Source organism: Candidatus Protochlamydia amoebophila UWE25 (genome assembly GCF_000011565.2).
Taxonomy (GTDB): domain Bacteria; phylum Chlamydiota; class Chlamydiia; order Chlamydiales; family Parachlamydiaceae; genus Protochlamydia; species Protochlamydia amoebophila.
Genome location: NC_005861.2, coordinates 2,013,876 through 2,040,236 on the forward strand (window position 1 = coordinate 2,013,876; position 26,361 = coordinate 2,040,236).

Annotated in this window: 21 protein-coding genes and 2 pseudogenes; 2 read left to right on the top strand and 21 right to left on the bottom strand. The window is 35.7% G+C overall.

Annotated features, from left to right (window positions below):
• Nucleotides 1-18: 18 nt before the first annotated feature.
• The 3 genes from PC_RS07915 to PC_RS07925 form a co-directional block, all read right to left on the bottom strand.
• Nucleotides 19-3,330, bottom strand: a complete 3,312-nt coding sequence (locus PC_RS07915) for a hypothetical protein (protein WP_011176201.1) — start codon at nucleotides 3,328-3,330, stop codon at nucleotides 19-21.
• Between the two features lie 423 nt (nucleotides 3,331-3,753).
• On the bottom strand, nucleotides 3,754-5,136 hold the full coding sequence (locus tag PC_RS07920; RefSeq protein ID WP_052278722.1) for an alanine/glycine:cation symporter family protein: 1,383 nt from the start codon (nucleotides 5,134-5,136) through the stop codon (nucleotides 3,754-3,756).
• A 16-nt stretch (nucleotides 5,137-5,152) separates the two neighbouring features.
• Entirely contained in the window at nucleotides 5,153-6,547 is a 1,395-nt protein-coding gene (locus tag PC_RS07925) for an alanine/glycine:cation symporter family protein (protein WP_181679102.1), read from the bottom strand.
• 452 nt (nucleotides 6,548-6,999) lie between these two features.
• Here PC_RS07925 and PC_RS07930 point away from each other — a divergent pair, with 452 nt between their 5' ends.
• Nucleotides 7,000-8,091 (top strand): 3-deoxy-7-phosphoheptulonate synthase, encoded by a 1,092-nt coding sequence (locus tag PC_RS07930; protein WP_011176204.1) that lies wholly within the window; start codon nucleotides 7,000-7,002, stop codon nucleotides 8,089-8,091.
• Between the two features lie 83 nt (nucleotides 8,092-8,174).
• A complete protein-coding gene (locus PC_RS07935) occupies nucleotides 8,175-8,603 on the top strand; it encodes a hypothetical protein (protein WP_181679103.1) in 429 nt (142 codons plus the stop codon).
• Here PC_RS07935 and fumC read toward each other — a convergent pair.
• The 18 genes and pseudogenes from fumC to PC_RS08030 all read right to left on the bottom strand — a co-directional run bounded on the left by fumC (nucleotide 8,600) and on the right by PC_RS08030 (nucleotide 26,355).
• Nucleotides 8,600-9,991: a class II fumarate hydratase gene (gene fumC, locus PC_RS07940; protein WP_011176206.1), complete on the bottom strand. Its 1,392-nt coding sequence runs from the start codon at nucleotides 9,989-9,991 to the stop codon at nucleotides 8,600-8,602. The genes PC_RS07935 and fumC overlap by 4 nt on opposite strands.
• Nucleotides 9,992-9,997: 6 nt before the next feature.
• Nucleotides 9,998-10,888 carry a tetratricopeptide repeat protein gene (locus tag PC_RS10110; RefSeq protein WP_181679104.1) on the bottom strand — a complete coding sequence of 297 codons (891 nt, stop codon included), beginning with the start codon at nucleotides 10,886-10,888 and terminating at the stop codon, nucleotides 9,998-10,000.
• 571 nt (nucleotides 10,889-11,459) lie between these two features.
• Nucleotides 11,460-12,398 (bottom strand): o-succinylbenzoate synthase, encoded by a 939-nt coding sequence (locus tag PC_RS07950; protein WP_011176209.1) that lies wholly within the window; start codon nucleotides 12,396-12,398, stop codon nucleotides 11,460-11,462.
• Between the two features lie 488 nt (nucleotides 12,399-12,886).
• A pseudogene (locus PC_RS11780) lies at nucleotides 12,887-13,504 on the bottom strand (transposase).
• Nucleotides 13,505-13,987: 483 nt separating this feature from the next.
• Nucleotides 13,988-15,661, bottom strand: a complete 1,674-nt coding sequence (locus tag PC_RS07965) for a leucine-rich repeat domain-containing protein (RefSeq protein ID WP_420885539.1) — start codon at nucleotides 15,659-15,661, stop codon at nucleotides 13,988-13,990.
• Nucleotides 15,662-16,088: 427 nt separating this feature from the next.
• Nucleotides 16,089-16,532 carry an ATP synthase F1 subunit epsilon gene (gene atpC, locus PC_RS07970; RefSeq protein WP_011176213.1) on the bottom strand — a complete coding sequence of 148 codons (444 nt, stop codon included), beginning with the start codon at nucleotides 16,530-16,532 and terminating at the stop codon, nucleotides 16,089-16,091.
• Between the two features lie 17 nt (nucleotides 16,533-16,549).
• On the bottom strand, nucleotides 16,550-17,944 hold the full coding sequence (gene atpD, locus PC_RS07975) for a F0F1 ATP synthase subunit beta (protein ID WP_044045207.1): 1,395 nt from the start codon (nucleotides 17,942-17,944) through the stop codon (nucleotides 16,550-16,552).
• A 112-nt stretch (nucleotides 17,945-18,056) separates the two neighbouring features.
• Nucleotides 18,057-18,914: an ATP synthase F1 subunit gamma gene (atpG, locus tag PC_RS07980; RefSeq protein WP_011176215.1), complete on the bottom strand. Its 858-nt coding sequence runs from the start codon at nucleotides 18,912-18,914 to the stop codon at nucleotides 18,057-18,059.
• Between the two features lie 17 nt (nucleotides 18,915-18,931).
• Nucleotides 18,932-20,458 carry a F0F1 ATP synthase subunit alpha gene (atpA, locus tag PC_RS07985; protein ID WP_011176216.1) on the bottom strand — a complete coding sequence of 509 codons (1,527 nt, stop codon included), beginning with the start codon at nucleotides 20,456-20,458 and terminating at the stop codon, nucleotides 18,932-18,934.
• 8 nt (nucleotides 20,459-20,466) lie between these two features.
• Nucleotides 20,467-21,012: an ATP synthase F1 subunit delta gene (atpH, locus tag PC_RS07990; protein WP_011176217.1), complete on the bottom strand. Its 546-nt coding sequence runs from the start codon at nucleotides 21,010-21,012 to the stop codon at nucleotides 20,467-20,469.
• Entirely contained in the window at nucleotides 21,009-21,491 is a 483-nt protein-coding gene (gene atpF / locus PC_RS07995; protein WP_011176218.1) for a F0F1 ATP synthase subunit B, read from the bottom strand. The genes atpH and atpF overlap by 4 nt, the downstream gene beginning before the upstream one ends.
• Before the next feature lie 7 nt (nucleotides 21,492-21,498).
• Entirely contained in the window at nucleotides 21,499-21,732 is a 234-nt protein-coding gene (gene atpE, locus PC_RS08000) for an ATP synthase F0 subunit C (protein ID WP_039358578.1), read from the bottom strand.
• A gap of 155 nt (nucleotides 21,733-21,887) precedes the next feature.
• The gene (gene atpB / locus PC_RS08005) at nucleotides 21,888-22,703 is read right to left on the bottom strand and encodes a F0F1 ATP synthase subunit A (protein WP_011176220.1); all 816 of its coding nucleotides are present in this window, start codon (nucleotides 22,701-22,703) and stop codon (nucleotides 21,888-21,890) included.
• Nucleotides 22,700-23,056, bottom strand: a complete 357-nt coding sequence (locus tag PC_RS08010) for a hypothetical protein (RefSeq protein ID WP_181679105.1) — start codon at nucleotides 23,054-23,056, stop codon at nucleotides 22,700-22,702. The genes atpB and PC_RS08010 overlap by 4 nt, the downstream gene beginning before the upstream one ends.
• A gap of 22 nt (nucleotides 23,057-23,078) precedes the next feature.
• Complete coding sequence (locus PC_RS10685) at nucleotides 23,079-23,255, bottom strand: AtpZ/AtpI family protein (RefSeq protein ID WP_079890445.1); 177 nt, start codon at nucleotides 23,253-23,255, stop codon at nucleotides 23,079-23,081.
• A gap of 103 nt (nucleotides 23,256-23,358) precedes the next feature.
• Nucleotides 23,359-23,781 carry an ATP synthase subunit C gene (locus PC_RS08020; RefSeq protein ID WP_011176222.1) on the bottom strand — a complete coding sequence of 141 codons (423 nt, stop codon included), beginning with the start codon at nucleotides 23,779-23,781 and terminating at the stop codon, nucleotides 23,359-23,361.
• A gap of 83 nt (nucleotides 23,782-23,864) precedes the next feature.
• Nucleotides 23,865-25,715 (bottom strand): annotated as a pseudogene (locus PC_RS08025) (V-type ATP synthase subunit I); the annotation flags it as partial.
• Nucleotides 25,708-26,355, bottom strand: a complete 648-nt coding sequence (locus tag PC_RS08030) for a V-type ATP synthase subunit D (RefSeq protein WP_011176224.1) — start codon at nucleotides 26,353-26,355, stop codon at nucleotides 25,708-25,710. The pseudogene PC_RS08025 and the gene PC_RS08030, both read right to left, overlap by 8 nt.
• Nucleotides 26,356-26,361: the final 6 nt, after the last annotated feature.

A 26,361-nucleotide genomic window follows, 5' to 3' on the forward strand; every position in this document is an offset into this window, starting at 1 on the left:
TTTTTCCCTTTTAAAAATTTACTTAAGAGGAGTGCATCGCATAAAGTGCCTGCCATAATGAAAGATTAGACGTACATCGCCACCTCCTTCTATTAACTCCTCATCTGCAATCGTAATCTCACCATTGCCCGTTTGTGCAAAAATGCGCACAGCTTGTCCCCGTAAAAGTCCAGCGAGACAAATTTCATTCGTTTCAAACCAATAATCGAGATCCTGGATACAAGCTAGATAGGCGTTAAAAACTTCAGGTTGATGGCAAATTTCTTCCTCTATTTTCTCTAATTCATCCTCGGCTTGCTCAATTGCCTTAAAGAACTTGACAGGAGCGTTATATGCTTTCGTAAAGCCATCTGCGCAAAAAAATTGCCGAATCGCTTCACGTTTTTGGTCAAAAGCAGCGCTGAGTTGTTTTGGATTATCTCTATACAGTTGCGCCCAAGTATTTTTCTCTTTTGGGTTAAGATCAGGATTTAAAATGTTCATCAAATTCGGAAATTTCACAGCATTTTTATTTTGCATTTTATTAAAAGTTTTAAAAAAAGCAGATTCCAGATCTTGCACAGCTTTTTGACGTTTTTTCTCAAATGTATTAGACTTTCGTTGATATTCTTTGCCAGAAACTCTAAGTTTACTTGTCAAGACTTTCCCATTTATTCCTTGAGCTCCCCTACCTATGAGTAAATCTAAAATGAGCTTTTCATAGGCTGAACTGACTTCACTCTTTCTTGGATGCATCGGATTATTTAAACACTTTGTTAAATCATCAGCAAAAGACTTACGTGCTACTTCAGATCCACCTGGATAAAAAAAATAACCCGAAGCATTTGGTTCACCAAAAACAGCATGTAAAGCACAGGTGCCATCTCCAAGTGTCTTTTCGATTTGAAAACGATCGTCTTTGTAGGTAAAAATCGATCCTTCAGTCAAAATAGGTATTTCTTTGACAACGGGTAAAGATGGGATCTTTAAAACATCTGATCCGCGGCTTTCCTCATTTTCTATCTCTTTTTTAACATTTCCAGCTTTGGATATTTCGCATATTCTAAATTTGATCTGTTTGCTTTCAACTTGCTTTCGCAGTTTCAACAGTTCAAGCCGGGCAATGAGAGAATCATAAGGCGATACAGCTAAGTCACAAATACGTTTATGAAGAACATCGGCTTTACTCTTAGTCCAATTCAACTGCTTGCTAATAATCTCTTTAAACTCTTTCTTAGTTGTCCCGTGAAATTTTGTTGTGAGTAAACCATCTGCTGCGAGAAAGCCTGCGGCTTGTAGACTTTCTACAATAGTTTGAGATGAGATATTTTTTTTCTTATCATTTATTGCTTCAAAGTCTTCGACTGTGAGCTCCTCTTTTCGATTCACTTCATCCCAGAGAGAGCGATTTGAAGAAGAGTCATCATATACGGCATAGGTATAGGTGAGCTGATTTCTCTTAAAAGCGTCTATGAGGCCTTGTCTTTGTCCGACTTTTTCTAAACAGTTTGGATAACGCTTTTCCAGAGCTTCACAAAGTTGATCGAGCCTTGTCGGTTTTTTAGCTGCTGAATCGCTAAGAAATTCATGCACAAGAGCTAGACTCACACGTATTTGAGAGGCGGCATCCCTTGTCTCTTGTCCAAAGCCTTTTTTGACATGATAAAGAATCACTTCTTGTGTTGTTCCAAAATCTAGCATATATAGAAGATCAAATAACTCAATTTTTTCGACAAGAACTCGATCGCCAATTAAGTAATTGTCAAGAGATGCGTACGAGCGGTTATAAACATCTTCAGCATAGAGACCCTCTCCATTTTTTTTAGCCTCTTTAATTGCTTCATTAGCTGGCCAAGGATGAGTAAGATTTCGACGGTCTCCAGGTTTTAGCAGGCAATCCCGTAATAGTCCACGAAACTCTGTCCGAACCCATCGTAGGTAATCAGGAGAAAGCGAGAGCCACAGACCTCCAACCAGAAAATAGCTTTTTTGGCTTTCTGTAATTCTAATTTCCCCACCAAACATTTTTCGAAGAGAGCTCTTCTCTATTTTCTCCCGTACTTTGAATTCTATCTTGATTTCTTTGAGAATTTTTGCAAAGTCATCAGCATTTTGACATTTTTCTAAACTTGGCACCACTTCACGTAATAGATGCAGTATTTCTTGAGCAGATTTTGCAGAATCCCATTTGCAATCTTTTCGTTTGCGTTGAGGAATCAAATGAGAAACAAGCCGGAAACTGGATGAGGTGGCATAGTCTTTGACTAATCGATGAGCGAAAAAAAGAGGAAGCGATATCCCCTCCTGGAAAGCTTTCCAAATTGATTGATCCATTAACTGCTCAAGAGCTGCCTTTTCTGAAGGGTCTACTGGTTTTAAATACTTCCAAAAAGCAAGATCTATATGATCTTTTTCCTCTTCACCCTTCCCAAGAATTTTTTGTTTTTCTCCTACTTTAACAAGATATGTCTTTTGTCCATGATGAATTTTAGAAAGATGGTCAAGAAGCGAGGGATAATCTGCAAGGGCAAATTGCTTTTGAAAGCGGACAGCTCCTAGTTCAATTTTAACTTGCGTTGCATTTTTTGGAATTTTCTCTCCCTTATTGCAAAAAGACTTGAGGCAGTACAGCGATGCTTGTGGCCGAACGCGTGAAGTCAACTGGGTAATAAATTTATCAAAATAACGAGTGATATGGAGTTCTTCCCCCTCTTTGAAGTCTTTTTCATTTCTTAGAGCATTTCCAACAAGGGGCTGATAGACAACATGATGCACTTTGTTTTCTAAAAGGCGCATGAGAATTGCCTGAGGAAACTCAAATTCTGTCAGATGTGAAATTTCACGCCAGGCATCGCTTGTGGTAAGGGCATAGATATCCTCCTTTTTTTGTTTTTTATTAGAGGTGCTATATATGTGTTGTCGAAAAAGAAAACCGATCATTTCAACTCGAGAAGACTGCATTTTGGATGCTTCACCTCCTAGCTTTAAAAGAGACTGCGCTAATTTTGACAGAGTTGAGATTTGTCTTGTATAGTAAAGAAGACTGAAGCCTTCTCCGACATCTTGTTTTTCTATAACTAGTTCAAAAAGACCCCGGTGTTCAATCTCGTCGCCTATAGATTTGGGAGTAATCCCTTTTTTTTGTAGCCTTGCATTGGCTAGCCTCATGATTTTACAACATAGATGGCTAAGTCTTTTTTGAGGGGTCAAAGTGTGAAGATGCTCATTTTCTTCAGTCGTCAACATCTTTACAATGCGTGTTGTGGATAAGCGTCGTATACTTAAGGGTTGGTGGGGTTCTGTAGGAAGCACAGGAAGAACTTGTGCAGGATTTGCTATAGGATTTACCATATTTCAAACTTTGGTTGTATATGTATGTACAAGCTTGAGAATTTCTATTCTTTCGCTTTCACAAGAGCATCACGATTAATATAGGCAATAGGACTGCTCAATTTTTGAATTGTATAAAGTTGAATACAAGTTGTAAGTGTTAAATTTTGCAAAACTGCTTGCTAGACAGCAAGACTACTAAAGAATTTTTTAAAATTAACGCATTTGCATTTACTTGCCAATAAAATAGAATGACTATTCTTATTAGAAGACAGTTATGTCGCAATAATAAAAAAATTAAGCGGGTTTTTTAATTTTTTTCGTCAATTTGAAATGATTGAAACTTCAAAAACTTATTAACAAAGCATCCAAGCGGCATCTAACAAATTATTTTTTAACTCACCTGAAATTTCTACTAGGTTTTTATTTAGAAATAAGCTTAGCCTAATTCTCAGCTTCTCTTTCAGCTTTTAAGACATTCAAAAATAACTTTGTTTCTGAAATGACAACACTCGAAAGTGCACACAATCCAATTAAATTTGGAAAAGCCATTAATCCGTTGAAAACATCAGAAATTTTCCAAACAATATCTAGTTCTAAAACAGCTCCTGGAATAATCATTAAAGTAAATAAAACTCGATAAATGGGGACAGACTTAATACCAAAAAGATATTCAACACATTTTTCACCGTAATAAGCCCAACCAAGCAACGTTGTAAAAGCAAAAAGGACTAATCCAATTGTTACAATATACCCCCCACCAGTAAAAATAGAGTTAAAGGCTGCAACAGTCATAGAAGCGCCATTAAGCAATTTTCCTTGCTCATCTAGCGAACCAAATACACCGGTCACGCCAAGTACAAGGCCTGTCACGGAGCACATAATAATAGTCGCTAAAAAAGAGCCTGTCATGGAAACTAAGGCTTGGCGACCTGGAAGATCTGTTTTTGCTGCAGCTGCGGCAATTGATGCTGTTCCTAGTCCAGCCTCACTTGTCATTAATCCTCTACTCACCCCGACTCGAAGTGCTAATAGCATTGTTGAACCTAAGAAACCACCAAATGCAGCTTGACCCGTAAACGCATGGGTAATGATAGCAACAATGACATCAAAGATACGATCGTAGTGATACGCCAAAATAATACTTGCTCCCGCAATATAAAAAAGAGCCATGAACGGAACTAATAAACCAGCGACTTTTCCAATACTTTTAATTCCTCCCACAATGGTAAAGCCTGTCAATGCTGCAATAATTAGACCAGACCACCAAGGATTTACATGAAACATCGTACGCATAACATCTGCTACAGAGTTAGCTTGCAACATGTTTCCTCCACCCAAAGCAGCGACTGCTCCAAAAAAAGCAAATGAACAAGCCAACCATTTCCAACCTAAACCCGATTCGATAAAATACATGGGCCCACCACACATTTCTCCATGCTCGTCAGTAACACGATATTTTACCGCTAAAATAGCTTCTGCATATTTCGTCGCCATTCCCAATAAAGCAGTCACCCACATCCAAAAAAGAGCTCCTAGTCCACCGACTGTAATGGCTGTTGCAACACCCGCAATATTTCCAATTCCAATTGTAGCAGCTAAGGCTGTCATCAACGATTGGAAGTGGCTGATATCTCCTTGTCCTTCTGCTTCTGGGTGGGCTTTTTGAGAACCAAAGACTAATCGAAGTGCATAACCTAAATAACGAAATTGTAATCCTCGTAAGGTGATGGTCAAATAAATTCCCAATCCAGTTAAAAGCACGAGAAGAGGAGCCCCCCATATCCAGCTATAAATTATATCTAAACTATTCATGATACTTGTCATTATATTAGCAGGCATTTTATGTATCTCCTAGACCACTGGAATTTTCCCTTTTTTCTTTTTCACGATCCACCACAATTAAAAAATCTTTGGTTTCTTTTTTAATAACTTTAGATAAAGCGATTAAAGCAATTAAATTTGGAATCACCATCAATCCGTTACTGATATCTGCTAAAAACCAAGCAGTCTCCATTTTTAATGCTGCTCCCGGAATAACCATTAAAGCGAATAAGATGCGATAGCTAAAAACCGAACTTTCCCCAAATAAATATTCACAACATTTTTCTCCGTAATAAGACCAGGCAAGAACCGTGGTATACGCAAATAAAACAAGACCGATCGTTACAAGGTATTCACCACCTTGAATGTGAGTATTAAACGCAGCAATCGCTAGAGAAGCTCCATTTAACAGTTGACCCGACTGTGAATAAGAACCAACTAGTTTTGATACAGCGAGGACAAGGCCTGTCATCGTACAAACGATGACAGTCGAAATTAATGCACCAGTCATTGTCACCATTGCCTGACGTCCAGGACTATCTGTCTTGGCTGCTGCTGCAGCTATAGAAGATATTCCAAGTCCTGCTTCATTAGAAAATACACTTCTTGCTACACCCATCTGTAAAGCCAATATCATTGTAGAACCGAGGAAGCCACCAACTGCAGCTTGACCATTTAAAGCACTATGAAAAATCAACATAAATGCATGAGGAATTGAAGAATAATTAACAACTAGAATATAAAGAGCAGCTAAAATGTAAATGATTGCCATTCCAGGGACTAAAACACTTGCAACATTCCCAATACTTTTAACTCCACCAATGATCACAGCTGCTGTTAAAAAACACAATACAACTCCTGTAGTCCAAGGTTCAATATTCCATACATGATTCACAGCTTCAGCAATTGAATTTGTTTGAACAAGATTTCCCGTACTCATGGCTGCAATCATTCCTAAAACAGCGAAAATCCATGCCATCCATTTCCATCCCAAACCTTTTTCAATATATTGCATGGGTCCCCCAGACATTTCTCCTCGGCTATCTTGCTCACGATATTTCACGGCTAGCAAAGACTCTGCATATTTAGTCGCCATACTTAAAAATGCTGTTACCCACATCCAAAAAATAGCTCCTAAACCTCCAATTGTAATCGCTGTCGCCACCCCAACAATTGTTCCTGTTCCAATAGCCCCGGCTAAGGAGGTCATTAAAGCTTGAAAATGGCTAATATCTCCTTGCGAGTCTTGTTTTTGCTTAGCAATGACCTGCTTAAATGCATACCCAAGATAACGAAATTGCACTCCTTTCAAAAGAATAGTTAAATAAGCCCCAGTGCCAAGCAATAGCATGAGCAAAGGCAATCCCCAAATCCAATTTCTAAGTTCGCTTAAGAATTGATCCACTTGTTCCATTATTTACCCATCAAATGAGGTTCCCGATCGTAAATTAGTTAGGATACTAACAAATAATTTAGTCTTTGTAAGTAAGACCTAATTGGTTAGACCCAATATTTTAAAGCTTAGATAATAAGGGTAAGTATAAAAACTGTTTTTAAGCAGCTTGAAATAACCATTTTCTTATTTCCCGCAAAAAAAATTAACGCAAAATTGGGCAAGATCATGGCATTTTCTTGTTTCTTCATCAAGGACATAAATCAATTATGTAGAAATTTAGAATTCTTAGTTTATTTAATAAAACTCATAAACTAATTAGAAAATCAACAACATAACTATATTAAACTTCACCATTTTTTCATAATTACTATTGGTAATTTTGAAAAAATAAACCCAAAACTTCAGTTAGATTGATTCACGAAAATGTCAATCTTTGTTAGACTCCGGACTAATCAGAATAATGGACTAACATGGAACTTCTCCCCTCATATAAAGAATTAAAAAGCCAATTTCCGGCAAGCGCATCTCAAGATAATTTCATTGAAGATTGTCGAGAAACTGTAAAATCTATTTTAAATGGTACTGATAAGCGATTGTTATTGATTGTAGGGCCCTGCTCAATCCATGATTTTCATTCTGCTAAGGAATTTGCATTTAGATTAAAATGCTTAGCAGAATCTCTTTCGTCTCATTTTTTCATTTTAATGCGTGTCTATTGTGAAAAAGCGAGAACAGCAACGGGCTGGAAAGGATTTTTGTATGATCCACTTTTAGACGGTTCCAATCAACTTTTACTCGGAATCAAAAAGACAAGAGAATTGTTGCTAGAGCTTTGCGATTTGCGAATCCCTGCCGCAACCGAATTTTTAGATCCTTTAACCGCTTATTATTATGAAGATTTAATTTCTTGGGGGTCGATTGGAGCGAGAACTTCCTCTTCACAAATCCACAGGCAATTTGCTTCGAATTTGCAAATTCCGATAGGCTTTAAAAATGGAATTGCTGGTAATATTTCAGCTGCTGTTCAAGGAGCCTATGCGGCTTCTCAACCCCATGCTTACATGGCTTTACACGAAAATGGATGGCCAATTGCAACGCAATCTAAAGGAAATCTCGATACTCACATTGTTTTAAGAGGTGGGGAAACAAAAACCAATTTTGACTCTCATTCGATATCTGAAGCGCTTGCAAGGTTATCCCATGCAAACTTGCCAGAAAGAGTGTTGATCGATTGTTCTCATCATAATTCAAATAAAAAACATGAAAAACAACCAATTGTTTTTCAATCCATTATCGATCAAGTACTGGCAGGAAATTCCTTTATTAAAGGTTTAATGATAGAAAGTCACCTTTATGCCGGCAATCAACCTTTTCATTTCAATCCACAAGAGCTTCGTTATGGTGTTTCGATTACGGATTCTTGCTTAGATTGGAATTCAACTCAAACACTCATTGAATGGGGTGCTCATCAATTGCAAGAAAATCTTAATCCGAGTAAGAAGTTATCTTTGTCTTCAGAATCTCTTTTTAGTTCGATGATATGTACAAAGCTAAAAAGTTAAAAAACGCTTTAATAAAAAGCTCCTTAAAAATCTTAATAGCTATCATCTGCTTTCTTTGTCCGACTAGCTGTAGCCTTCAACGATTGAACGTACAAACTCATTATGTAAATCGCGAACAATTAGCAAGTTACCATGTATATACCCCTGATCCTCATAAAGAAAACCCCACGATTGGTCAAACAATTTTAATTCAATGGCACATGCTTAAACAAGATCAAAATTTTCGAGAGTTTTACCTACATCTTGCTATACGATTCCGCAACCGCAGAGAAGAAAATATTTATTTGCAATTAACGAAATCATCGGGAACTTATCTTTATCATTTATTAAATGAAAAATTTTGTTTTTCGGGGGGAATTGCCACCTATAAAATTGATTTGATCGGTGATGAATGCCTTTTAGAAAGCTGGACGCATCCCCTATGGGTAGACTTAATCTCTTTTGATTTTTCCACTGAAAACACAAAAAAAGAACAAGAAACATTTAACAAATCAAAATCAGCAAAATATTAAGTCATTGGCCCAATCATTTTTTTAGGATCCATAATCTGATCAAATTCATCTTCGGTTAAAAAGGCTAAAGCTAGTGCAGCTTCTTTTAATGTTATATTTTCTAAGTATGCTTTTTTTACAATTTGACTTGCACGATCATAACCAATTGCATGATTAAGAGCAGTTGCTAACATTAAGGAACGATTCAGATGTTCTGCAATTCTTGTTTGGTTAGCCTCTATTCCGACAACACATTTTTGGTTAAAATTAGAAATAGCATCGCTCAATAATCGAATAGATTGAATTAAGTTATAAATAATAAGAGGGCGAAAAACATTCAATTCTAGATTGCCTTGCGAACCTGCAAAACCAATGATCCCATCATTCCCCATTACTTGAATGGCAATCATCATTAAGGCTTCACTTTGTGTAGGATTAACTTTTCCTGGCATAATCGATGAGCCTGGTTCATTAGCAGGAATAACGATTTCTCCTATGGCACATCTAGGGCCTGAAGAAAGCCACCGAATATCATTGGCAATTTTAAACACTGAAACGGCCACCCTTTTTAAAGCCCCGCTAACTTCTACAAGAGCGTCATTAGTCGCGAGCGACTCAAATTTATTCCTGGCAGAAACAAAATTAAATCCGGACAACTCACTAATTTTTTCAGCCACTAATTTTGCGTAGTTGGGATGCGTATTCATTCCCGTTCCCACAGCAGTTGCTCCCAAGGCCAATTCAGAAAGATGCGCAAACGTATTTTTTAGAGCTTGTATTCCATGCTCTATTTGGCTGACATACCCCGAAAATTCTTGTCCAAGTGTTAAAGGGGTCGCATCCATTAAATGCGTACGCCCAATTTTTACAATATCTTTAAAAGCTTCAACTTTCGCTTCTAAAGTTTCTTTTAGTTCTCTTAAACTTGGTAACAACTTCTTAGATATATCAAACATCACCGCAATATGCATGGCTGAAGGAAACACATCATTAGACGATTGAGATAAGTTGACATCATCATTGGGATGGATCGGATATTTAGAACCAAGCACCCCACCCAGCTTTTCAATGGCCCTATTACTAATCACTTCATTGAGGTTCATGTTTGTTTGCGTTCCAGACCCTGTCTGCCAAACAGATAACGGAAATTGATCATCTAAGCAGCCAGATAAAATTTCGTCGCAAACTTCACAAATCACGAGTTGTTTATTTTTTGGTAATAAACCAAGCTGTTCGTTAGTTAAGGCGGCCGCTTTCTTGATTAGAGCAAGCGCATGAATTACTTCCTTAGGCATTTTTTCTATTCCAATCGAAAAATTATCGTAGGAACGCTTCGTTTGAGCTCCATAATAACAGTCTGCAGAAACTCTAACTTCTCCTAAGGTGTCTTTTTCTGTTCGATAGTCCATTTAATCTTATTCTCTCATATTCCAATAATGATATATTCTCAGTCTATTCTCATAACTGAGAATTTTATCAAGGTAAATTTTAGATCCTAAATATCCTAAATCATAGGCAGACTGCAAATATTTAATTGCCTCTTGATTATTTTGTGAACAACCTTGTCCTAAACAACAGAAAATGCCATAACGATGTTTTGCTTCAAGATGCCCCTGATCTGCAGCTCCTTTATAATATTCTGCAGCTTTTTGCTGATTTTTAGAGACACCATTTAAGCCATATTCATAACTCTTGGCAAGTTTAAATTGAGCCAACATGTATCCATTATTAGCGGCAGACTGACAAAGCTGTAAAGCCTTCTTTTCATTTTTTTCAACTCCATGCCCGCTTAAATATAGCAACGAAAGTCGATATCTCGCCTCTAAAGAACCATTATCACTAGCGAGTTTTAAATAAAAAACGGCTTGTTGCTCATCCGATTGTGTAATTCCCTTTCCTTCTAAATACATCAGACCAATTTTAAGTTGCGCGTTCGTAATATTTTGATGGGCAGCTAATCGATAGTAATAAAAAGCTTTTTCGTTATTTTGTTTAACTCCCTTGCCTGACTCATATAAGTAACCTAAATAATTTTGAGCTCGAGCATTTTTTTGACTGGCCAAAATTTTCACCGCTAAAGCTGTATTTCGTTCAGAACATGCACACGAAATAAAATTATTGACTCTACCAAGTAAGAAGTAAAAGATTGAAGTCATTTGTGAATTAACTAACACCACAGTCGCATGATAAAGCATTGACAGTCTTACCAACAGAGGTTTATTAAGCTCAGTTGGAAAGGGACTTAGTATCAATTGATTGACTGGATTGACTAAGTATTGACCGCAATAAAAATCCACTGCGTTCATAATGACCCCCACCACTTTCGCTAGAACTAATAAAACTTTTATTCTTGCTTGTTTTTTGTCTTTGAAAGCTAAATAAGCCAAAAAAAATTAAGACCAAAGCCTGTTTTGAATTACACATATTCTAATAATACGTATTGATGACCAAATTTTTGAGATCGAAAGCATTGATTTATTTGCAAATGATTTCAAAAAAATAATCGTATCAGCAAGCGTTAAAGTTACTCTTCCCGTTTCTTTTTTTAGCTAATAAATCAAATGATGCAAGAACTGTCTCATAAGGGAATTTTCTATTATTTTTATTGATAGATTTTAGATTTATCGTTTTTTCTGATATCTGTCAAATTTTCTTAAGAATGTGCAAATGCTTAGAAATTTATTTGCTTAACCATACTGCAACAAAACACAAATACCTAACCATAAACAACTTATATAACATCCAAATTGTTTATTTTAACCTAGAAAGTTACTCTGATCAAAAATAATTCAACTTAAATTTTTGACTAGAATTTACCCACAAAAATTTTAAATTGCGTTTATCTTTTATTTTTTTCAAATAAAGCTTACTGATTAGTTACAAATTTTTTAAGTTAACCTGTCCATTTGAAATAAGAAAAGGACCTTCCGTTTGAGGCAAAAAATGATAGGTGCCAATTCCTATAGGTGAAGTCAGCTTTAATCTTGCAGCCATTGAAATGAGGTGGGAGAGTCCCAATTCACTTTCAAAACTACTACTTAGAACGAATTCAATATTGCGTTGTTTGGCCCATTTATATACAGGCAAACAAGTTGTCATTCCCCCTTGTAGAGTGGGTTTATAAATAAGAGATTTAAGAGAGCATAAAGTTTCTAAATCTTGAAGAGAAAAATTTGAAGGAAAAGACTCATCAACAGCAAGGGGATGAGAAAAAAGAGATAATTCTTTAGGGTTTTGAAAAGGCTCTTCAACATAATCAAAACTATCTAAAGAATATTCTGAAAAGAATTGTAAAGAATCTTCCGTTTTCCAGGCTCGATTAACATCTATTCTTAAACGAAAAGTATCTTTTAATTGGTGAATAAGCTTTGCAGCATCGGAGAACGAAAGTTGGCTGACTTTAAGTTTAGCTATTTGATAACCTTCTTGTAGGCGAAGTTTTGCTTGAGCAAGAATTTCTTTTTTGGATCCCATCAATAAGGCGCTTACTGGTATAGAATATGTTTTTAAAGGATCTAAAAAGGATAGAAGAGCCGATTCTATTCCAAATTGTACCGAGGGAAAAAGATGAAGATGCATTAATGCATCTCTATAATTTTCAATTGTCCAATCTATATTTAAAATAAAGCTTTTTTTGGCATCAATTTGGCGAATAGCCTCTTCTAAGGTTTCTTTGCTCCAAGGGGGTAATGGGGCGACTTCTCCTTTTGAGATATTTCCTTTTTTATCAACTAAAGAAATAATCGCAATAGATCTTTTTAATCCATTAGTGAGTGTAAATTGCCGAAGATTGCAAATAAATTTTTCGAATTTCATTAGACCTTTTACATCACGAGCTTTTTTTAAAAACCAATTTTAACAGGCAGATAGAATAATTACGCAAGAAACTATTTATCAATGTTTTCTTTTTTAATTTAAAATTTGTGATAGCTTAGATTTTTTTAATACTTACAATATCTAAACAATAAAGCGAGCCAATCATTTCAATTTTCTTTAGGTTTGACGTAAGAACTCGAAGTCACTTCAGCTTTTTATGACCTTTTTTTGATTTATTTTCACCAGGTTATTCCGGATATCTGTCAGAATACGTTTTTGAACAATTTGGCAAGATTAAGAAAGTAAAATAATTGAGCCTATTTTGTTATTAACCTGAATTTTGGGTTTTTAGACAGCTATTAACAATAGGCAATGTTGTTTTTGCTAAGTTGATAGATGGTTTTTTGGGTTAGTGAGGATAAGCGAGCAATCCCTGTCAATAGATTAATCAAAAAATTTCCGGCGCTACTGTGATGTGTCTATTCAATCTAAGAAATATTTTTTAATAGATGGCTTACCGTTTCAATGATAGCTCGTTTTCTAAGAATTTTGTCTGCCAACTTCATCAGCTTCTGCATCCTATTCGATTTTATGTTCGTCAATCGTTCGGGATCTTGTTTCAAAAGCCTTTTTGAAAGTTCTTTCGAAATAAACCCTTACCACCAAATAGCTTCTCCAAATCCCTTTCAATAATCTTTCGGCAACAGAGACATCAGTAACATGTCCAGTTAAGCTGAAAAGCCAAAATTTCCTTTCTCATTAAGCATGAGATGTCATTTAAATCCGAAAAACCATTCTAAGGTTGTTTTCTCTCTTTTTGCCAAACTTTGGAATACCTTGTTTCTTTTTATGCGTCTATTGTGGCAAACATCTATCGATGGAAAATCAATAAAAGCAATTCTTGTGATTTCTCCTCTTTTGTCCAAAAGATAAGCAAATACAGGACCAAAAAGGTTCTTCTTTAAATAAACAAAGCGGCTAGTACTCATTAAGTTTGAAAATTCTTTACCTAAGTAGTTGGTAACATACCCATAAAGTTGCTTAAATGCCCGATCATCGATTGATGAAATAAAATAACAATTGTCATTCTCACTGGTATCGATCATTCAGTTGAGGTCCTCGCTTTGTTTTGCCATGGTCAACCAACTATTTATTCCATATCTGCTTAAAAGACTTCTAAAAATCATTTACACGACAATAGCATCTAATTAAACCCTTTTTGATTTCTCATGTCATATTAAATATTAATTAGGTTGATGAGGTAAAATATAGGCTTTGATTTCTGGATTTCCTTGCCAATTTTCTAATTTCAAAATCTCTATAAACATAAGGATTAACTCCCCTTTCATCTATTTTTTATTGAGATTTTCCTTCTTTTTTGGAACTTTGTTCTTTTGTCTTCCTTCCTATTCTTAATAAAATGGCGTCTTTTTTTGTCGTTTACGAGCATAAAAACTGCTTGTATAGTGACACTAAAATGAGCCGAGGTCTCTCTAAATAGGCTATCAAGATGTGACTTAATAAACTTTAATAAAACTTTATTCTTTATTTTCTTAGGACAGGCAAATCCTATTTTCGTCACAAGTTTTTTATCTACTAAGTTTTAAATTGAGTGAAGTTGTTAAGTTTTTAAAATGCGCTAATCCAGCGTCAGTGAGATTTGTACAATAGCTCAAGTTTAAATGCTGTAAAGCCATTAAAGGTTTCAAATGCACTAATCCAGCGTCAGTGAGATTAACGCAACAAGTCAGATCTAAATGCTGTAAAGCCACTAAGGTGGTCAAATGTGCTAATCCTACGTCAGTGAGCTTATCGCATCCACTCAGATCTAAATGCTGTAAAGCCACTAAGGGAGTCAAATGCGCTAATCCAACATCCGTAATTTTTTTACAAATGCTCAAGTTTAAATGCTGTAAAGCCACTAAGGAGGTCAAATGCGCTAATCCAGCATCCGTGAGATTATGGCACTTACTCAATTCTAAATGCTGTAAAGTAACCAAGGGTGTCAAATGAGCTAATCCAACTTCGGTGAGATTAACGCACCAAGTCAGATCTAAATGCTGTAAAGCCACTAAGGAGGTCAAATGCGCTAATCCTACGTCAGTGAGTTTGATACAATAGCTTAAGTTTAAATGCTGTAAAGCCGCTAAAGGAGTCAAATGCGCTAATCCAACATCGGTGAGATTAACGCACCAAGTCAGATCTAAATGTTGTAAAGTCACTAAGGAGGTCAAATGCGCTAATCCTGCGTCAGTCAGTTTGCTACAATAGCTTAAGTTTAAATGCTGTAAAGCCGCTAAAGGAGTCAAATGTGTTAACCCAGCATCCGTGAGATTATAGCACTTACTCAGATCTAAATGCTGTAAAGTCACTAAGGAAGTCAAATGCGCTAATCCTGCGTCAGTCAGTTTGCTACAATAGCTTAAGTTTAAATGCTGTAAAGTCACTAAGGGAGCCAAATGGGATAACCCAGCATCCGTGAGATTATGGCATTCTTGGAGATAAAGCACTTTTAAATTTTTACAATTTTTTAAAGTTAAGAGATGAGCATCTATTAAATAAGTATTCTCTGAAAAATTGAGTGCTTCTATCTCATTTGAAAAAAACTTTAAAATTTTTTTAAACTCCGTTAACTGCGAAGTTTGATTTAATAATGCACTCACAACGGTGAATTCTAAATAGTTTTTCAAAATATTTAATTGACATTGCTGCGCAAAATTCAAAAGCTCCTTTAATCCGATTAAACTCTTTTGAGTGGAGCTAAAGGGTTCAAATCTCTGTGATTTGTACCCATCAATTAACTGCTTTTCTAAATTTTTCACCACTTCTATTAGTTCATAATAATCGGCTAGTTGAATGAAAGAAGTGATCTCTTCCAAAGGAACTTTAAAGTTAACATCCATGACACAATTAAGCAGATGCGTAAACTCCTTTTGTGTCAAAGCGAGAGGGTGTTGAAGGGTTTCTTGAAAATTTCCTGACCAAAAACTCTTAAAATAGGGCGATTTTTTCCTTAGCAAATCTAGTTGAAAATGAGAAATAGTTAGAGAAGTTCCATCTTGAAAACTTAGTTGAAATTCTTCAGGTGAAGATGAAAGATCAGGAGCTTGAATTGTTGGTGCCCAAGTTACTTCTAGATTAGCCAAAGGGTTGCCTAAGGAGTTATCTCCATCTCTAGGAGAATCGCTAATTTCTTGAGATTGATAGTAAGAAGGAGTCGTTGTATTGACAAAATAACTATAATTTAAAGTAGGAATATTCAAAATCATGATCCAAATGAGTTAAAAAAATTTTAATTTATAGATGTCTTAACAACATGACACATAGCTAAAAATTATTGCAATAGTAAATTGATTTTTAGAGTTTTAGAACACCTTCATTTTTTTTGAAGGAATTTAACTAGATTCTGTAAAATAGGTTAAACAGCAACTAGAAGCTATTAAGAAAAAAGAAAAAGGTGATCGATGAAAACAGAACTCGTTGGGAGGATTTCCTAAAGATATACCTTTGCTAGCACGTGCGCAAAACATGATTAAAAACTTAAGAAAGCCGATTTTGAATAGAAAAATCAGGGATGGATTTTTCTGATATGAAAATGTTTTTACTAAAGATTTATTAAATATAATTGCAAAAAGTTTGAATTACAAAATTGGATTTAAATTCCTTACTAGTACTTGTTTACAAAGAAAATTAAATTAATAATGCTTTGAGAGGTATGAAACTAACTTGTGGATGAATTTCTAAAAACAGTTTAATACGATTTTTTGCTCTATTCAAGGAACGTTTTGCACGTTCTTTATCCACGTGTTTATCAGGACTCTCCAAACGCATTTTAGCACGTTCATAAGACTGCTTTGCCCTTTCGACATCAATTTCTTGAACGGATTCAATTGCATCAGCAATAATTGTTGCACTGTTATGAGAAACCTCAATAAATCCAGTTGTTATGCCGAAATAAAGCTTTTGATGATCTTTATTGATAATTGTCAATTTCCCTGGCTGCAACAAGGCGATTACAGTAGCATGATGTGCTAGCACTTCGAAGTATCCATCAGCGCCTGGTACATTCACAGAATAAACGTCTTCATTAAAGACATTTTTTTCAGAAGTTAAAATGGATAATGGATAAAGCATCTGTAATCACCCTAACCTTATTTCATTTGCTCAGCTTTTTCGAAAACTTCTTCAATTGTTCCCACCATATAAAAAGCTTGCTCAGGAATATTATCCATTTCGCCTTCTACTATCATTTTGAATCCTTTGATAGTATCAGGCAATTTAACAAAACGTCCTTTTTTTCCTGTAAACGTTTCGGCAACAAAAAATGGTTGCGATAAAAATTTTTGAATGCGACGAGCACGAGAAACTGTTAACTGATCTTCTTCAGATAATTCATCAATTCCCAAAATTGCAATGATGTCTTGCAAATCTTTATAACGCTGCAAAACTTTTTGCACTTGTCTAGCAACCTGATAATGCTCTTCACCTAAAACGTGGGGGTCTAAAATCCGCGAACTTGAATTTAAAGGATCTACAGCTGGATAAATGCCCAGTTCCGCAATTTGACGCGAGAGAGTTGTTGCAGCATCTAAATGGGGAAAAATACTAGCTGGTGCCGGATCTGTATAATCATCTGCTGGAACATAAATCGCTTGGACTGAGGTAATAGAACCATGCTTTGTCGAAGTGATTCTTTCTTGTAAACTTCCAATTTCACTTGCTAAAGTTGGCTGATAACCGACAGCGGACGGCATTCTACCTAGCAACGCAGAAACTTCTGATCCTGCTTGAACAAAACGGAAAATATTATCAATGAATAAAAGGACATTTTGATGCTCTTGGTCTCTAAAATGCTCTGCCATCGTTAATCCTGTTAAACCTACTCGCATTCTTGCCCCAGGAGGTTCGTTCATCTGGCCAAATACGAGACTAGTCTTAGAGAGAATACCGGACTCTTTCATTTCTAACCATAAATCATTTCCTTCTCTTGTTCTTTCCCCGATTCCGCAAAAAACAGAATAGCCTCCATGATGGGTGGCAATGTTATGAATTAATTCCATTACAATGACTGATTTACCAACTCCTGCCCCTCCAAACAATCCAACTTTCCCTCCTTTTGTATAGGGGCAAAGAAGGTCAATAACCTTAATCCCTGTTTCAAAAATGACTCCCTGCGTATCTTGCTCTTCGAAAGTGGGGGAAGCTTTGTGAATAGGAGAAATTTCAGCGTTTTCGATAGCTCCCATTTCGTCGATCGGTTGACCTAGGACATTAAGGAGCCGGCCAAGTGTTGGACTTCCCACAGGAATAGAAATAGGAGCTTCAGTATCAACGGCTTGGGCTTCTCTCACCAAACCATCTGTAGATGATAGGGCAATACAACGAACTTGGTTATCTCCTAAGTGCATCGCAACTTCAGCAATTAATTCTCGTTGATCTTTGGGATCAATGATTTTAATCGCATTTAAAATGTTTGGAAGCTGCCCAGGAGGAAACTCGATATCTAATGTGGGACCTACAATCTGTTTGACTTTTCCTACCGCCATCATTTGCCTTTTATTTTTATTTGAGCCTTTTCTATTGAGTTTCTTCAAATGATTCGAAAAATTCACAAAGGAAATCGCTATATTGTCTCGTTTACTATTCTTTTACTATTCTTTACTTTAATCCTTCTGCTCCAGAAGTGATTTCTAACATCTCTTTAGTGATGCCTGCTTGTCGTACTTTATTACGAACCAAAGTTAATTTTTCAATCATATCATCCGCATTTGATGTGGCTGCCTTCATCGCAAAGATGCGTGCAGCTAATTCTGAAGCATAAGATTCATTTAAAATTGACTGGAATTTAGTCATACAATAATTAAATAAGATTGCTCCATAAATCTGCTTAGGATTTGGCTCAAAAATATAATCTACGGGGGATTTTTCAGATTTGGGAGAGATTTGCTGAATATTTAAAAATTTCTCAACCATGACTTTACGGGTCATCATTGTCACATAATGCGTATAAACAAGCCAAATTTCATCCAATTCTCCAATTAAAAACCAGCTCATCAATTGGTTTGCAAAAGTTTTTATTTGATGTGATGTTAGTTTTTCTCCCCATTCACCAAATTCAAATCGAATGTTCCAAGGTCGTTTTTTATAATAGTCGGTTGCTTTTTTGCCGACTAAAATTAGCTCAACTTGCTCTTGAGCATATGTTTTCAGAAATTTATTAGCGGCTGAGAAAATATCTTTATTATAAGGTCCCGATAATCCCATATCAGCTGCTACAATTACAACACCAACTTTCTTAACTTCACGCTGCTCTAACAGAGGGTGTTTAATATCTTGTGTTATTTGACTCAAACGATCTAAAATTTCAGAAAGTTTAACGACGTACGGCTTAGCTTGTTTAACTTTTATTTGAACTTGGTGCAAACGAGAAGCTGCCACCATTTCCATTGCTTTGGTCAGCTGCTGAATGTTTTGAATGGACTGTAAACGCTTACGAATTTCTCTTAAACTAGCCATCTTTTATTATTCCCCATCTATATTTGATAGCGTAACTTAAAATCAGATTTAAATTTCGTCACAGCTTCGTTTAATTGCTCCATCGTTTTTTGATCTAAATCAAGGCTTTGTTCAATCGAATTAGAAATATGAGGATGATTTTCATCCATGAATAGATAAAATTCATTTTCAAAATTTTTGATAAAAGGAAGAGGAAGATCATCCAAGAATCCCTTCGTTCCTGTAAAAATAATCATCACTTGTTTGGATAATGAAATAGGTTTGAATTTGTCTTGCTTTAAAACTTCTATCATTCTTTCACCACGGACAAGCTGAGCTTGCGTTGTTTTGTCCATTTCAGAACCAAATTGAGCAAATGCAGCTAACTCACGATATTGAGCTAAATCTAAACGTAGACTTGCTGCAACTTTTTTCATGGCTTTCGATTGAGCCTTTCCACCAACTCTAGAAGCTGAAATTCCCACATTAATAGCTGGACGCACACCTGCGTAAAAAAGATCAGACTCTAAATAAATTTGGCCGTCTGTAATAGAAATAACGTTTGTAGGGATATAGGTCGTCACGTCATTCGCTTGAGTTTCAATGACAGGTACCGCTGTCAAAGATCCCCCACCTAATTCAGTGCTTAATTTAGCGGATCTTTCAAGTAAACGAGAATGTAAATAAAAAATATCTCCCGGATAGGCTTCACGGCCAGGAGGTCTTCTTAAAAGAAGAGCTATTTCTCGATAAGCTTGTGCATGTTTAGAAAGGTCATCATAAAAGCAGATCACATGCTTACCATTGTACATGAAATGCTCACCTAATGCCGTTGCTGAATAGGGAGCGACGTACTGTAACGCTGCGGGATCAGAAGCTGTGGCAGCTACAATTATCGTATATTTCATTGCATCATGTTCTTCTAAGATTTTGACAACTTGAGCAATTGTAGAAGATTTTTGCCCAATCGCTACATAAATACAACAAACTCCCGTATTTTTTTGATTAATGATTGTATCAAGAATAACAGTCGTTTTTCCTGTTTGTCTATCTCCAATGATTAATTCTCTTTGGCCGCGTCCAATAGGGATCATAGAATCAATGGCCTTAATTCCTGTTTGAACGGGTTCATTCACAGGTTTTCTTTGCACAACTCCTGGCGCTGAACTTTCGATTGCTCTAAATTCTTTTGTTTCAATTGCTCCTTTCCCGTCAATTGGTTGTCCCAAAGCATTAATGACACGCCCTAGCATTCCCTCACCGACAGGAACTGAAGCTATTTTTCCTGTTCTTTTGACGATGTCTTGTTCACGAATATTTCGATCGGAACCTAAAATGATGACTCCCACATTATCGATTTCAAGGTTCAAAACAATTCCTAATGTTCCATCAGGAAATTCAACAAGTTCTGACATCATCACATCATCAAGACCCCAGACGCGCGCAATTCCATCTCCTACATACAAAACACGTCCAGCAGATTCAAATTTTAAGGAGAGATCTTCATGATATTTTTCAATTTCTTGTTGAATGACCCAAGATACTTCTTCAGGATTTAAACGCATTCTCTCTCCTAGACCTTAGCCGTTAATAAGCTAACTTTTAGTTTTGCAAGTCTTTTCTTCACACTGTTATCAAAAATTTGATGATCCATGATCAGAATCATCCCTCCAACTATATCTGGATTGACAACATTTTGAATTTCAACTTCTTTCTGATAAGTTTTTTGTAGTTTTATTCGAACTTTTTCTTGAGGTATGTCACTCACGGAAACAGCAGTTAACAAGCGAACTTCTAAAATTCCCAACCGTTTTTTAGCTAAGCGATGATATTCTTTTCTGATATCCACAATGTATTTAAAACGATTTTTTTCAATTAACACGAACAGAAAATTTAAAATAGTTTCATCTAAACGATCTTTAAACAATCGTTGAAGGATACTCTTTTTTGTTAAAGTACTGAGGTGAGGATCAAATAATAATTCTTTTAGCTTAGGAATGGTTTCCAATATCCCCACAAACTCTTCTAAAGCCAACAAATGGCTTTTGATTTGTTCTGGATTTGTTGCAATATCTACTAAAGCTTTTGAATATCTTAAAGAAACACCTTTAGCTATCATCGGATTTCAACTTGCTCTACAGCTTCTTCAACTAATTTTTGATGTTTACTTATATCCACTTTTTCATGGATAAGCTTTTCTGTAATAGCGAAGGAGATATTAATGACATCTTTTTTCAATTGCTCTTTAGCTTGAGCTAACTCTAGCTTCATTTCCTCCTGAGCATTATTCAAAAGAGAAGTTACTTTTTGGCGAGTTTCTTGCTCAATATCATGAGCAATATCTCTCCCTTTAACAACGGCTTCTTGAATTCTCCGACGAGCTTCAGCATCAATATCATGTAACTTAGCTTTATACTCTTCAGAAAGCTTTGTCACTTCTTCTTTTTGATTTTCGATTTTATCAAATTCTGATTGAATCAGTTGCTTTCGCTCTTCTATTAAATTAAGAAGGCGTTTCCAAACGAACTTTTTTAAAACCCCTAGCATAATTAAAAAAGCGATGATTTGAGTTAAAATTTGCTCAATTTCAAAATTCATAATTAAATTATGCCATTTTTTCTAAAACAACGAAGAACACAATTAAAGCATAAATTGTTAGGGCTTCAATCAAAGCAGCGCCAATAATCATTGTCGTCAAAATTTTACCAGATGCTTCAGGTTGACGACCTATAGCTTCCATTGCACTACTCACAGCACGACCAAGACCAAGACCTGATCCTAATGCTGCAAGACCGACTGCAAATGGAGCAGAGAGAGCTAATGCTGTTCCAATACTCATTGTTTTCCTCTTTCTTATTTTAATGTAAATGCTTTTCAGGGCTGGATTTCGTGCTAAATGCATGAGTTTAGCAACGATTAAATATATGCATAAAAAGAAGGGTATTTACTTTTTTGCTATCACGAACTTTAACTATCCAATTAATAGCAAAAAAATCAGTTTTTTTCACCTTCTTTGTGCATAGATAATAAAATATAGACCGTACTTAATAAAGTAAAGACTAAAGCTTGCATAAAGCTTGTAAGTAAGCCCAGAAACATAAAAGGAAGTTGCAAAGGAATGCCTACGAATGTCTCAACAGAAGAAATCATAACAACTCCCATTAAAGCAAATGTTCCTATTAAGATATCTTCTCCAAGCACGTTTCCAAATAAACGTAGAGCAAGAGTAAGGGGGCGAGAAAGCTGTGAAATGATTTCCAAAGAAAACATTAAAGGAGCAAGGAGCCACTCTAGCATACTTTTGGGCGAGCCAGCCAAATGATATAAAAAACCAAAAATTCCCATATTTCGTATATTCAAAAATTGAACTAAACAGAATACACAAATCGCCAAAGCTGCGGTAATATTCAAACTAGACGAAGGCGCTTTCATTAAAGGAACCATTCCAAATATATTCATAGTAAAAATGTAGATAAATAGCGTTCCTAAAAACGGAATGTAAGCTTTTCCTTCAGGACCTAACACTTCTAATATTAAATGACTAAATTTCTCCACTGCGATTTCTAATAGATTCTGAAATTTCGATGGGATAATTTCTTTTTTTCGCGCACCTAAATAGGCCACTAAAGAAATGAGACTGGCAACGAGAATGGCAAAAATGATATTTTCCCAACGATGTAAAAACTGCGCCCAAGTTGTATGTTGAAAACGATGATAGAGCACGGAAATAAAATTAGGTAATTCTGGTATTCGATTTTCAATTGGTTCGTGAGCATTAGCAAGCCAGAATAAATATTGCCCCATAATCATGCTGACGATCCTACTTTTTCTTTTACTTTTTCAAAAATTATTTTAGCAATTCCCAATATAAAAATTGCAATAAAGAGAAGCGAAAACCCACTCATCAAACTAATGGCAGAAAAAAACTGAGTTTTTATTAACCAATATCCTGTTAAATAAATTAATGGAAATTTAATTCCCATCCAAGTGTAAAATTTTAGTACATTTAGTGAGGTTAATTTTAAATATTCTTCTAATAACATTTTAAGAAAGTAGATATTCAGACAAGCCCAACATGCTCCGCTTAAAATACCGAGACTAGTGCTTAAATCTATGTAGCAGTAAACAAAAAGACTAGCTAAAATCGCTAAAAATAACGTCATCTTAATGAGTCGAAAAATAAAATTAATCTCCATTACCAAACCGCTTAATCATTCGATATAATTCTCTGAAACCAGCTACAAAACCTAAGAATAGTCCGATATAGGTTAAATAAGGAGTTGTTTCCAATTTTTGATCCAACCACCCCCCAATTAACCACCCAATAATAGGAGAAATAGCCAAAACGAAAGGGATTGTCATATAGACTCCGATTTGTGTCCACTTTGGCTTAATTTCATTCGAATCATTTTCTGAAATTTTTTTGTCTACCAGAAATACACTCCTCAGAAAGTTTTTAGGTGAATTATATAATCAAAAGTGCAAAGACAAATGCAAATAATGCAAATGATTCAATAATTCCAATTGCAGCAAAACATTTACCATACACGGAGGGTTGTTTAAGAGAAGCTTGAATCCCTGTCGCGCAAACCTTGCCTTGATAAATAGAGGAAAGCCCAATTGCTAAACCAGAAAAAATCCCAATTGCAATAGCAGAAAAAGGAGATAGCGTTCCTGCTTGAATTGCACGGCTCATTTGTAACATAAGCAAAAATCCATAAATAACTTGAGAAGAAGGGGCTGCAGCCATTCCAATAAACTTACCATGCCCTTCTTCAGTCCGACTCATGGCTGCATGAGAAGCTGACCCTGCAATCCAACATCCAATACTGCATCCCATACTACTCAATCCTAGTGCCATTGCAGGGCCAACCATATTAATATCCATTGAAAACTCCTATTGATTTACTCGATTTTTAATAATTTAAGTGGTTGAAATTTTTTTCCTCCCCCCTCAAAAGAGTAGTGATACCACTCTAAAAAGTTAAGTCGCAATCCATGAATTACTCCTCCCATTGTTCCCAAAATCAAATTCACAAAATGGGCAATCATAACCAAAAAGAAAGAAGCTAATAAGGGTAATCCACTGGCAATTTCATTGACTGTCGCGCCCACAACAGCTCCGGCCAGAGCCAAAGCATAAAGACGTAAATAAGATAAGACATCGGCAAAAACTTGAATTAAAACTGTGATTTCAAAAATTCCCGTCCACCCATTTTTCCAAATAGAGGTTATCCATGCAAAAGCAATACCCCCTATCATAAATTGTAAACCTATTTTTCCCCCTTCATTCAAATCCACATTTCCAATAAAATTAAGAAAACTTGGAGCTTGAAGGTGAGAAGGGAAATAAAGGTAAGCTCCAATCAGAAATGCGGCCCACCCTAAATTTGGAATGTTGCGCAATCCATAGCGCAACAACGATAGCAAAAGATGAACGACACCAATAAATAAAGCCAATTCAAACATAATTGTATCACTGATCATACTTAAAATAACTGGGCCTTTGCTTGGCTCCCAATCTGGAATAAACGAAACAAACTCATGAGCATCAGCATGATTTGCTAATGTAGGATATGCTTGAAGCCATTTTTGGTAAGTACTATCCTGATGAGCAATGTGATAAGCAATTTTTTCCTTTGATAACCATTGTACGAGAGAAATTTTACGTATGGGATTATTGATATCGATTTGCATCCCAAAAAACGAGGTCATCAAAGTCCCCCACACAATACATCCTACACATAAAATAGTAAAAAGATTCAGTAAACGTTTACTTAAACCTTTCAAATCAGGATATTTGTAACGAAGAAAAAGTGCTAAAGCTAAATAAATAAATCCGTAACCGGCATCACCGATAATAAAAGCAAAAAAGAGCGTAAAACACCAAAGAACCCAATTTGAAGGATCATGATCTGAAGATGACGGTGTATCATAAATATTAACTAAATCTTCTCCCAATCTACTAAAACCACTATTTTCTAAATAAGTAGGAATAACATCTGAGGCTTCAATTGCCACTTCATCAATATAGACATTTAAAGCTTTCGTGACTTTTTCTATTTGATCAACTTTGTTCGCCGGCACCCATCCTTCAACAGCGAATAGTAAACCATCCATCGTTTGTTGAACATAGGTCTGTGCGTGATTAAGATGATGACTATTGAGTTTATTTACTAGGGCATGATGCAAAAATTCATTGTATTTTGCTAACTCTTTAAGTTGATGATCAATTCGTCTTCTTTCTGAATTTGCTTCAATTAATTGTTGATTTAAGTTTTGCAAAGATCGATTGATCTTAATTTCAATGAGTTTATCATAAGAAACTGATTGTTCGTTAATAGCAAAGTAATAATCCAAACCTTGGTTTGAAGAGATATAAATCAACTCATCAGGCGGATCTTGTTCTTTAAACGCACTAGAGCGTGCAACAAAAAATTGAATTTTTCGTTTACCTGCATTTTCAATGAAATAAATATCTTCTAAAGAAAAATTCCCAAAAATTTCAATCCGTGACATTTCTAATCTTAATACACGGATTTCTTCTTGTTTTTTCTCACTTTTTTTACATAGCGAAAGAATATTTTCTACTATCGTGTTTGAGTTTAAGGGTTGATAATTTTCCTCTTGTTCAACGAAAGGTAAGCCACGCAAAATTTTTATTGCAGTAGTCAATTTTTCTATAGCTTCAGGTATATCACGGTTTGAAGTTTGGCAAGGATCAATAAAGTGAATAAACCCAAGTTTTTGAGCTTGTTGAAAAAAAGATTTTTTTTCATCTGCTAATCCAAGAAATAAGAATTTTTTAACATCTTTACGCATGTTTGAACTCCTTTTTGGAAAGAGTCAAAAGAAAAGCTTTCTTATTCGCTTCAATTTTTGTTTTAGCAACTTTTGCTCGAGAAACAGCAGCTAATTGCTGATCCCCTAAGAATACTTTAATTATACGAATATTCTCAATAGCTCGAGGAATCAAAATTTTCTCAAATAAATTCACTCTAATTGAGACTTCACGGAGTTCGCGCTCTAAAGCTTGTTTTTGCTCTGTCGTAATCTTAATTTGCTCTCGTAATTCAACTAAAGAACGTAGACCTAAAACGGCTGCATCAATCCACGGAGATGTTTCAAATAAGCTATATGTGAAAGCTTCAAATTCGATTCCCTCAAAATAAGGAATTTCTACCCCTGCAATATTTTCATACCTTTTAAAAACTGTTTTCAATTGTATAGCTTGCATCGGATCAATTGTCGTTTTGATCGCTAAAAGCGAACTGAACATGTTAACTGCGTCTTGTTTTTTCCCCATTAAGTCTTCGAGGCGATGAATTTCAATGCGTGTTTCCTGAATAACTGACTGAAGCATAGCTTTTTTAAGCTGTAAAGTTGGCAAATACTTTTCTAATTGTACAAGTTGCATTTGTTGGTCACGCAACTCATTTTTTGTTAATTTGACATCAGCCACAAATCA

Excerpts from the sequence above, each read along its gene's own strand:
- PC_RS08010 (WP_181679105.1), bottom strand. The coding sequence starts at position 23,056 with ATGACGTTATTTTTAGCGATTTTAGCTAGTCTTTTTGTTTACTGCTAC.
- atpF (WP_011176218.1), bottom strand. The coding sequence starts at position 21,491 with ATGAATTTTGAAATTGAGCAAATTTTAACTCAAATCATCGCTTTTTTA.
- PC_RS07930 (WP_011176204.1), top strand. The coding sequence starts at position 7,000 with ATGGAACTTCTCCCCTCATATAAAGAATTAAAAAGCCAATTTCCGGCA.
- atpH (WP_011176217.1), bottom strand. The coding sequence starts at position 21,012 with ATGATAGCTAAAGGTGTTTCTTTAAGATATTCAAAAGCTTTAGTAGAT.
- PC_RS10685 (WP_079890445.1), bottom strand. The coding sequence starts at position 23,255 with ATGACAATCCCTTTCGTTTTGGCTATTTCTCCTATTATTGGGTGGTTA.
- PC_RS07925 (WP_181679102.1), bottom strand. The coding sequence starts at position 6,547 with ATGGAACAAGTGGATCAATTCTTAAGCGAACTTAGAAATTGGATTTGG.
- atpE (WP_039358578.1), bottom strand. The coding sequence starts at position 21,732 with ATGAGTATTGGAACAGCATTAGCTCTCTCTGCTCCATTTGCAGTCGGT.
- atpD (WP_044045207.1), bottom strand. The coding sequence starts at position 17,944 with ATGGCGGTAGGAAAAGTCAAACAGATTGTAGGTCCCACATTAGATATC.
- fumC (WP_011176206.1), bottom strand. The coding sequence starts at position 9,991 with ATGGACTATCGAACAGAAAAAGACACCTTAGGAGAAGTTAGAGTTTCT.
- atpG (WP_011176215.1), bottom strand. The coding sequence starts at position 18,914 with ATGGCTAGTTTAAGAGAAATTCGTAAGCGTTTACAGTCCATTCAAAAC.
- PC_RS08020 (WP_011176222.1), bottom strand. The coding sequence starts at position 23,781 with ATGGATATTAATATGGTTGGCCCTGCAATGGCACTAGGATTGAGTAGT.
- atpB (WP_011176220.1), bottom strand. The coding sequence starts at position 22,703 with ATGATTATGGGGCAATATTTATTCTGGCTTGCTAATGCTCACGAACCA.
- PC_RS07920 (WP_052278722.1), bottom strand. The coding sequence starts at position 5,136 with ATGACAAGTATCATGAATAGTTTAGATATAATTTATAGCTGGATATGG.
- PC_RS10110 (WP_181679104.1), bottom strand. The coding sequence starts at position 10,888 with ATGAACGCAGTGGATTTTTATTGCGGTCAATACTTAGTCAATCCAGTC.
- atpA (WP_011176216.1), bottom strand. The coding sequence starts at position 20,458 with ATGCGTTTAAATCCTGAAGAAGTATCTTGGGTCATTCAACAAGAAATT.
- atpC (WP_011176213.1), bottom strand. The coding sequence starts at position 16,532 with ATGCTTTATCCATTATCCATTTTAACTTCTGAAAAAAATGTCTTTAAT.
- PC_RS07915 (WP_011176201.1), bottom strand. The coding sequence starts at position 3,330 with ATGGTAAATCCTATAGCAAATCCTGCACAAGTTCTTCCTGTGCTTCCT.
- PC_RS07950 (WP_011176209.1), bottom strand. The coding sequence starts at position 12,398 with ATGAAATTCGAAAAATTTATTTGCAATCTTCGGCAATTTACACTCACT.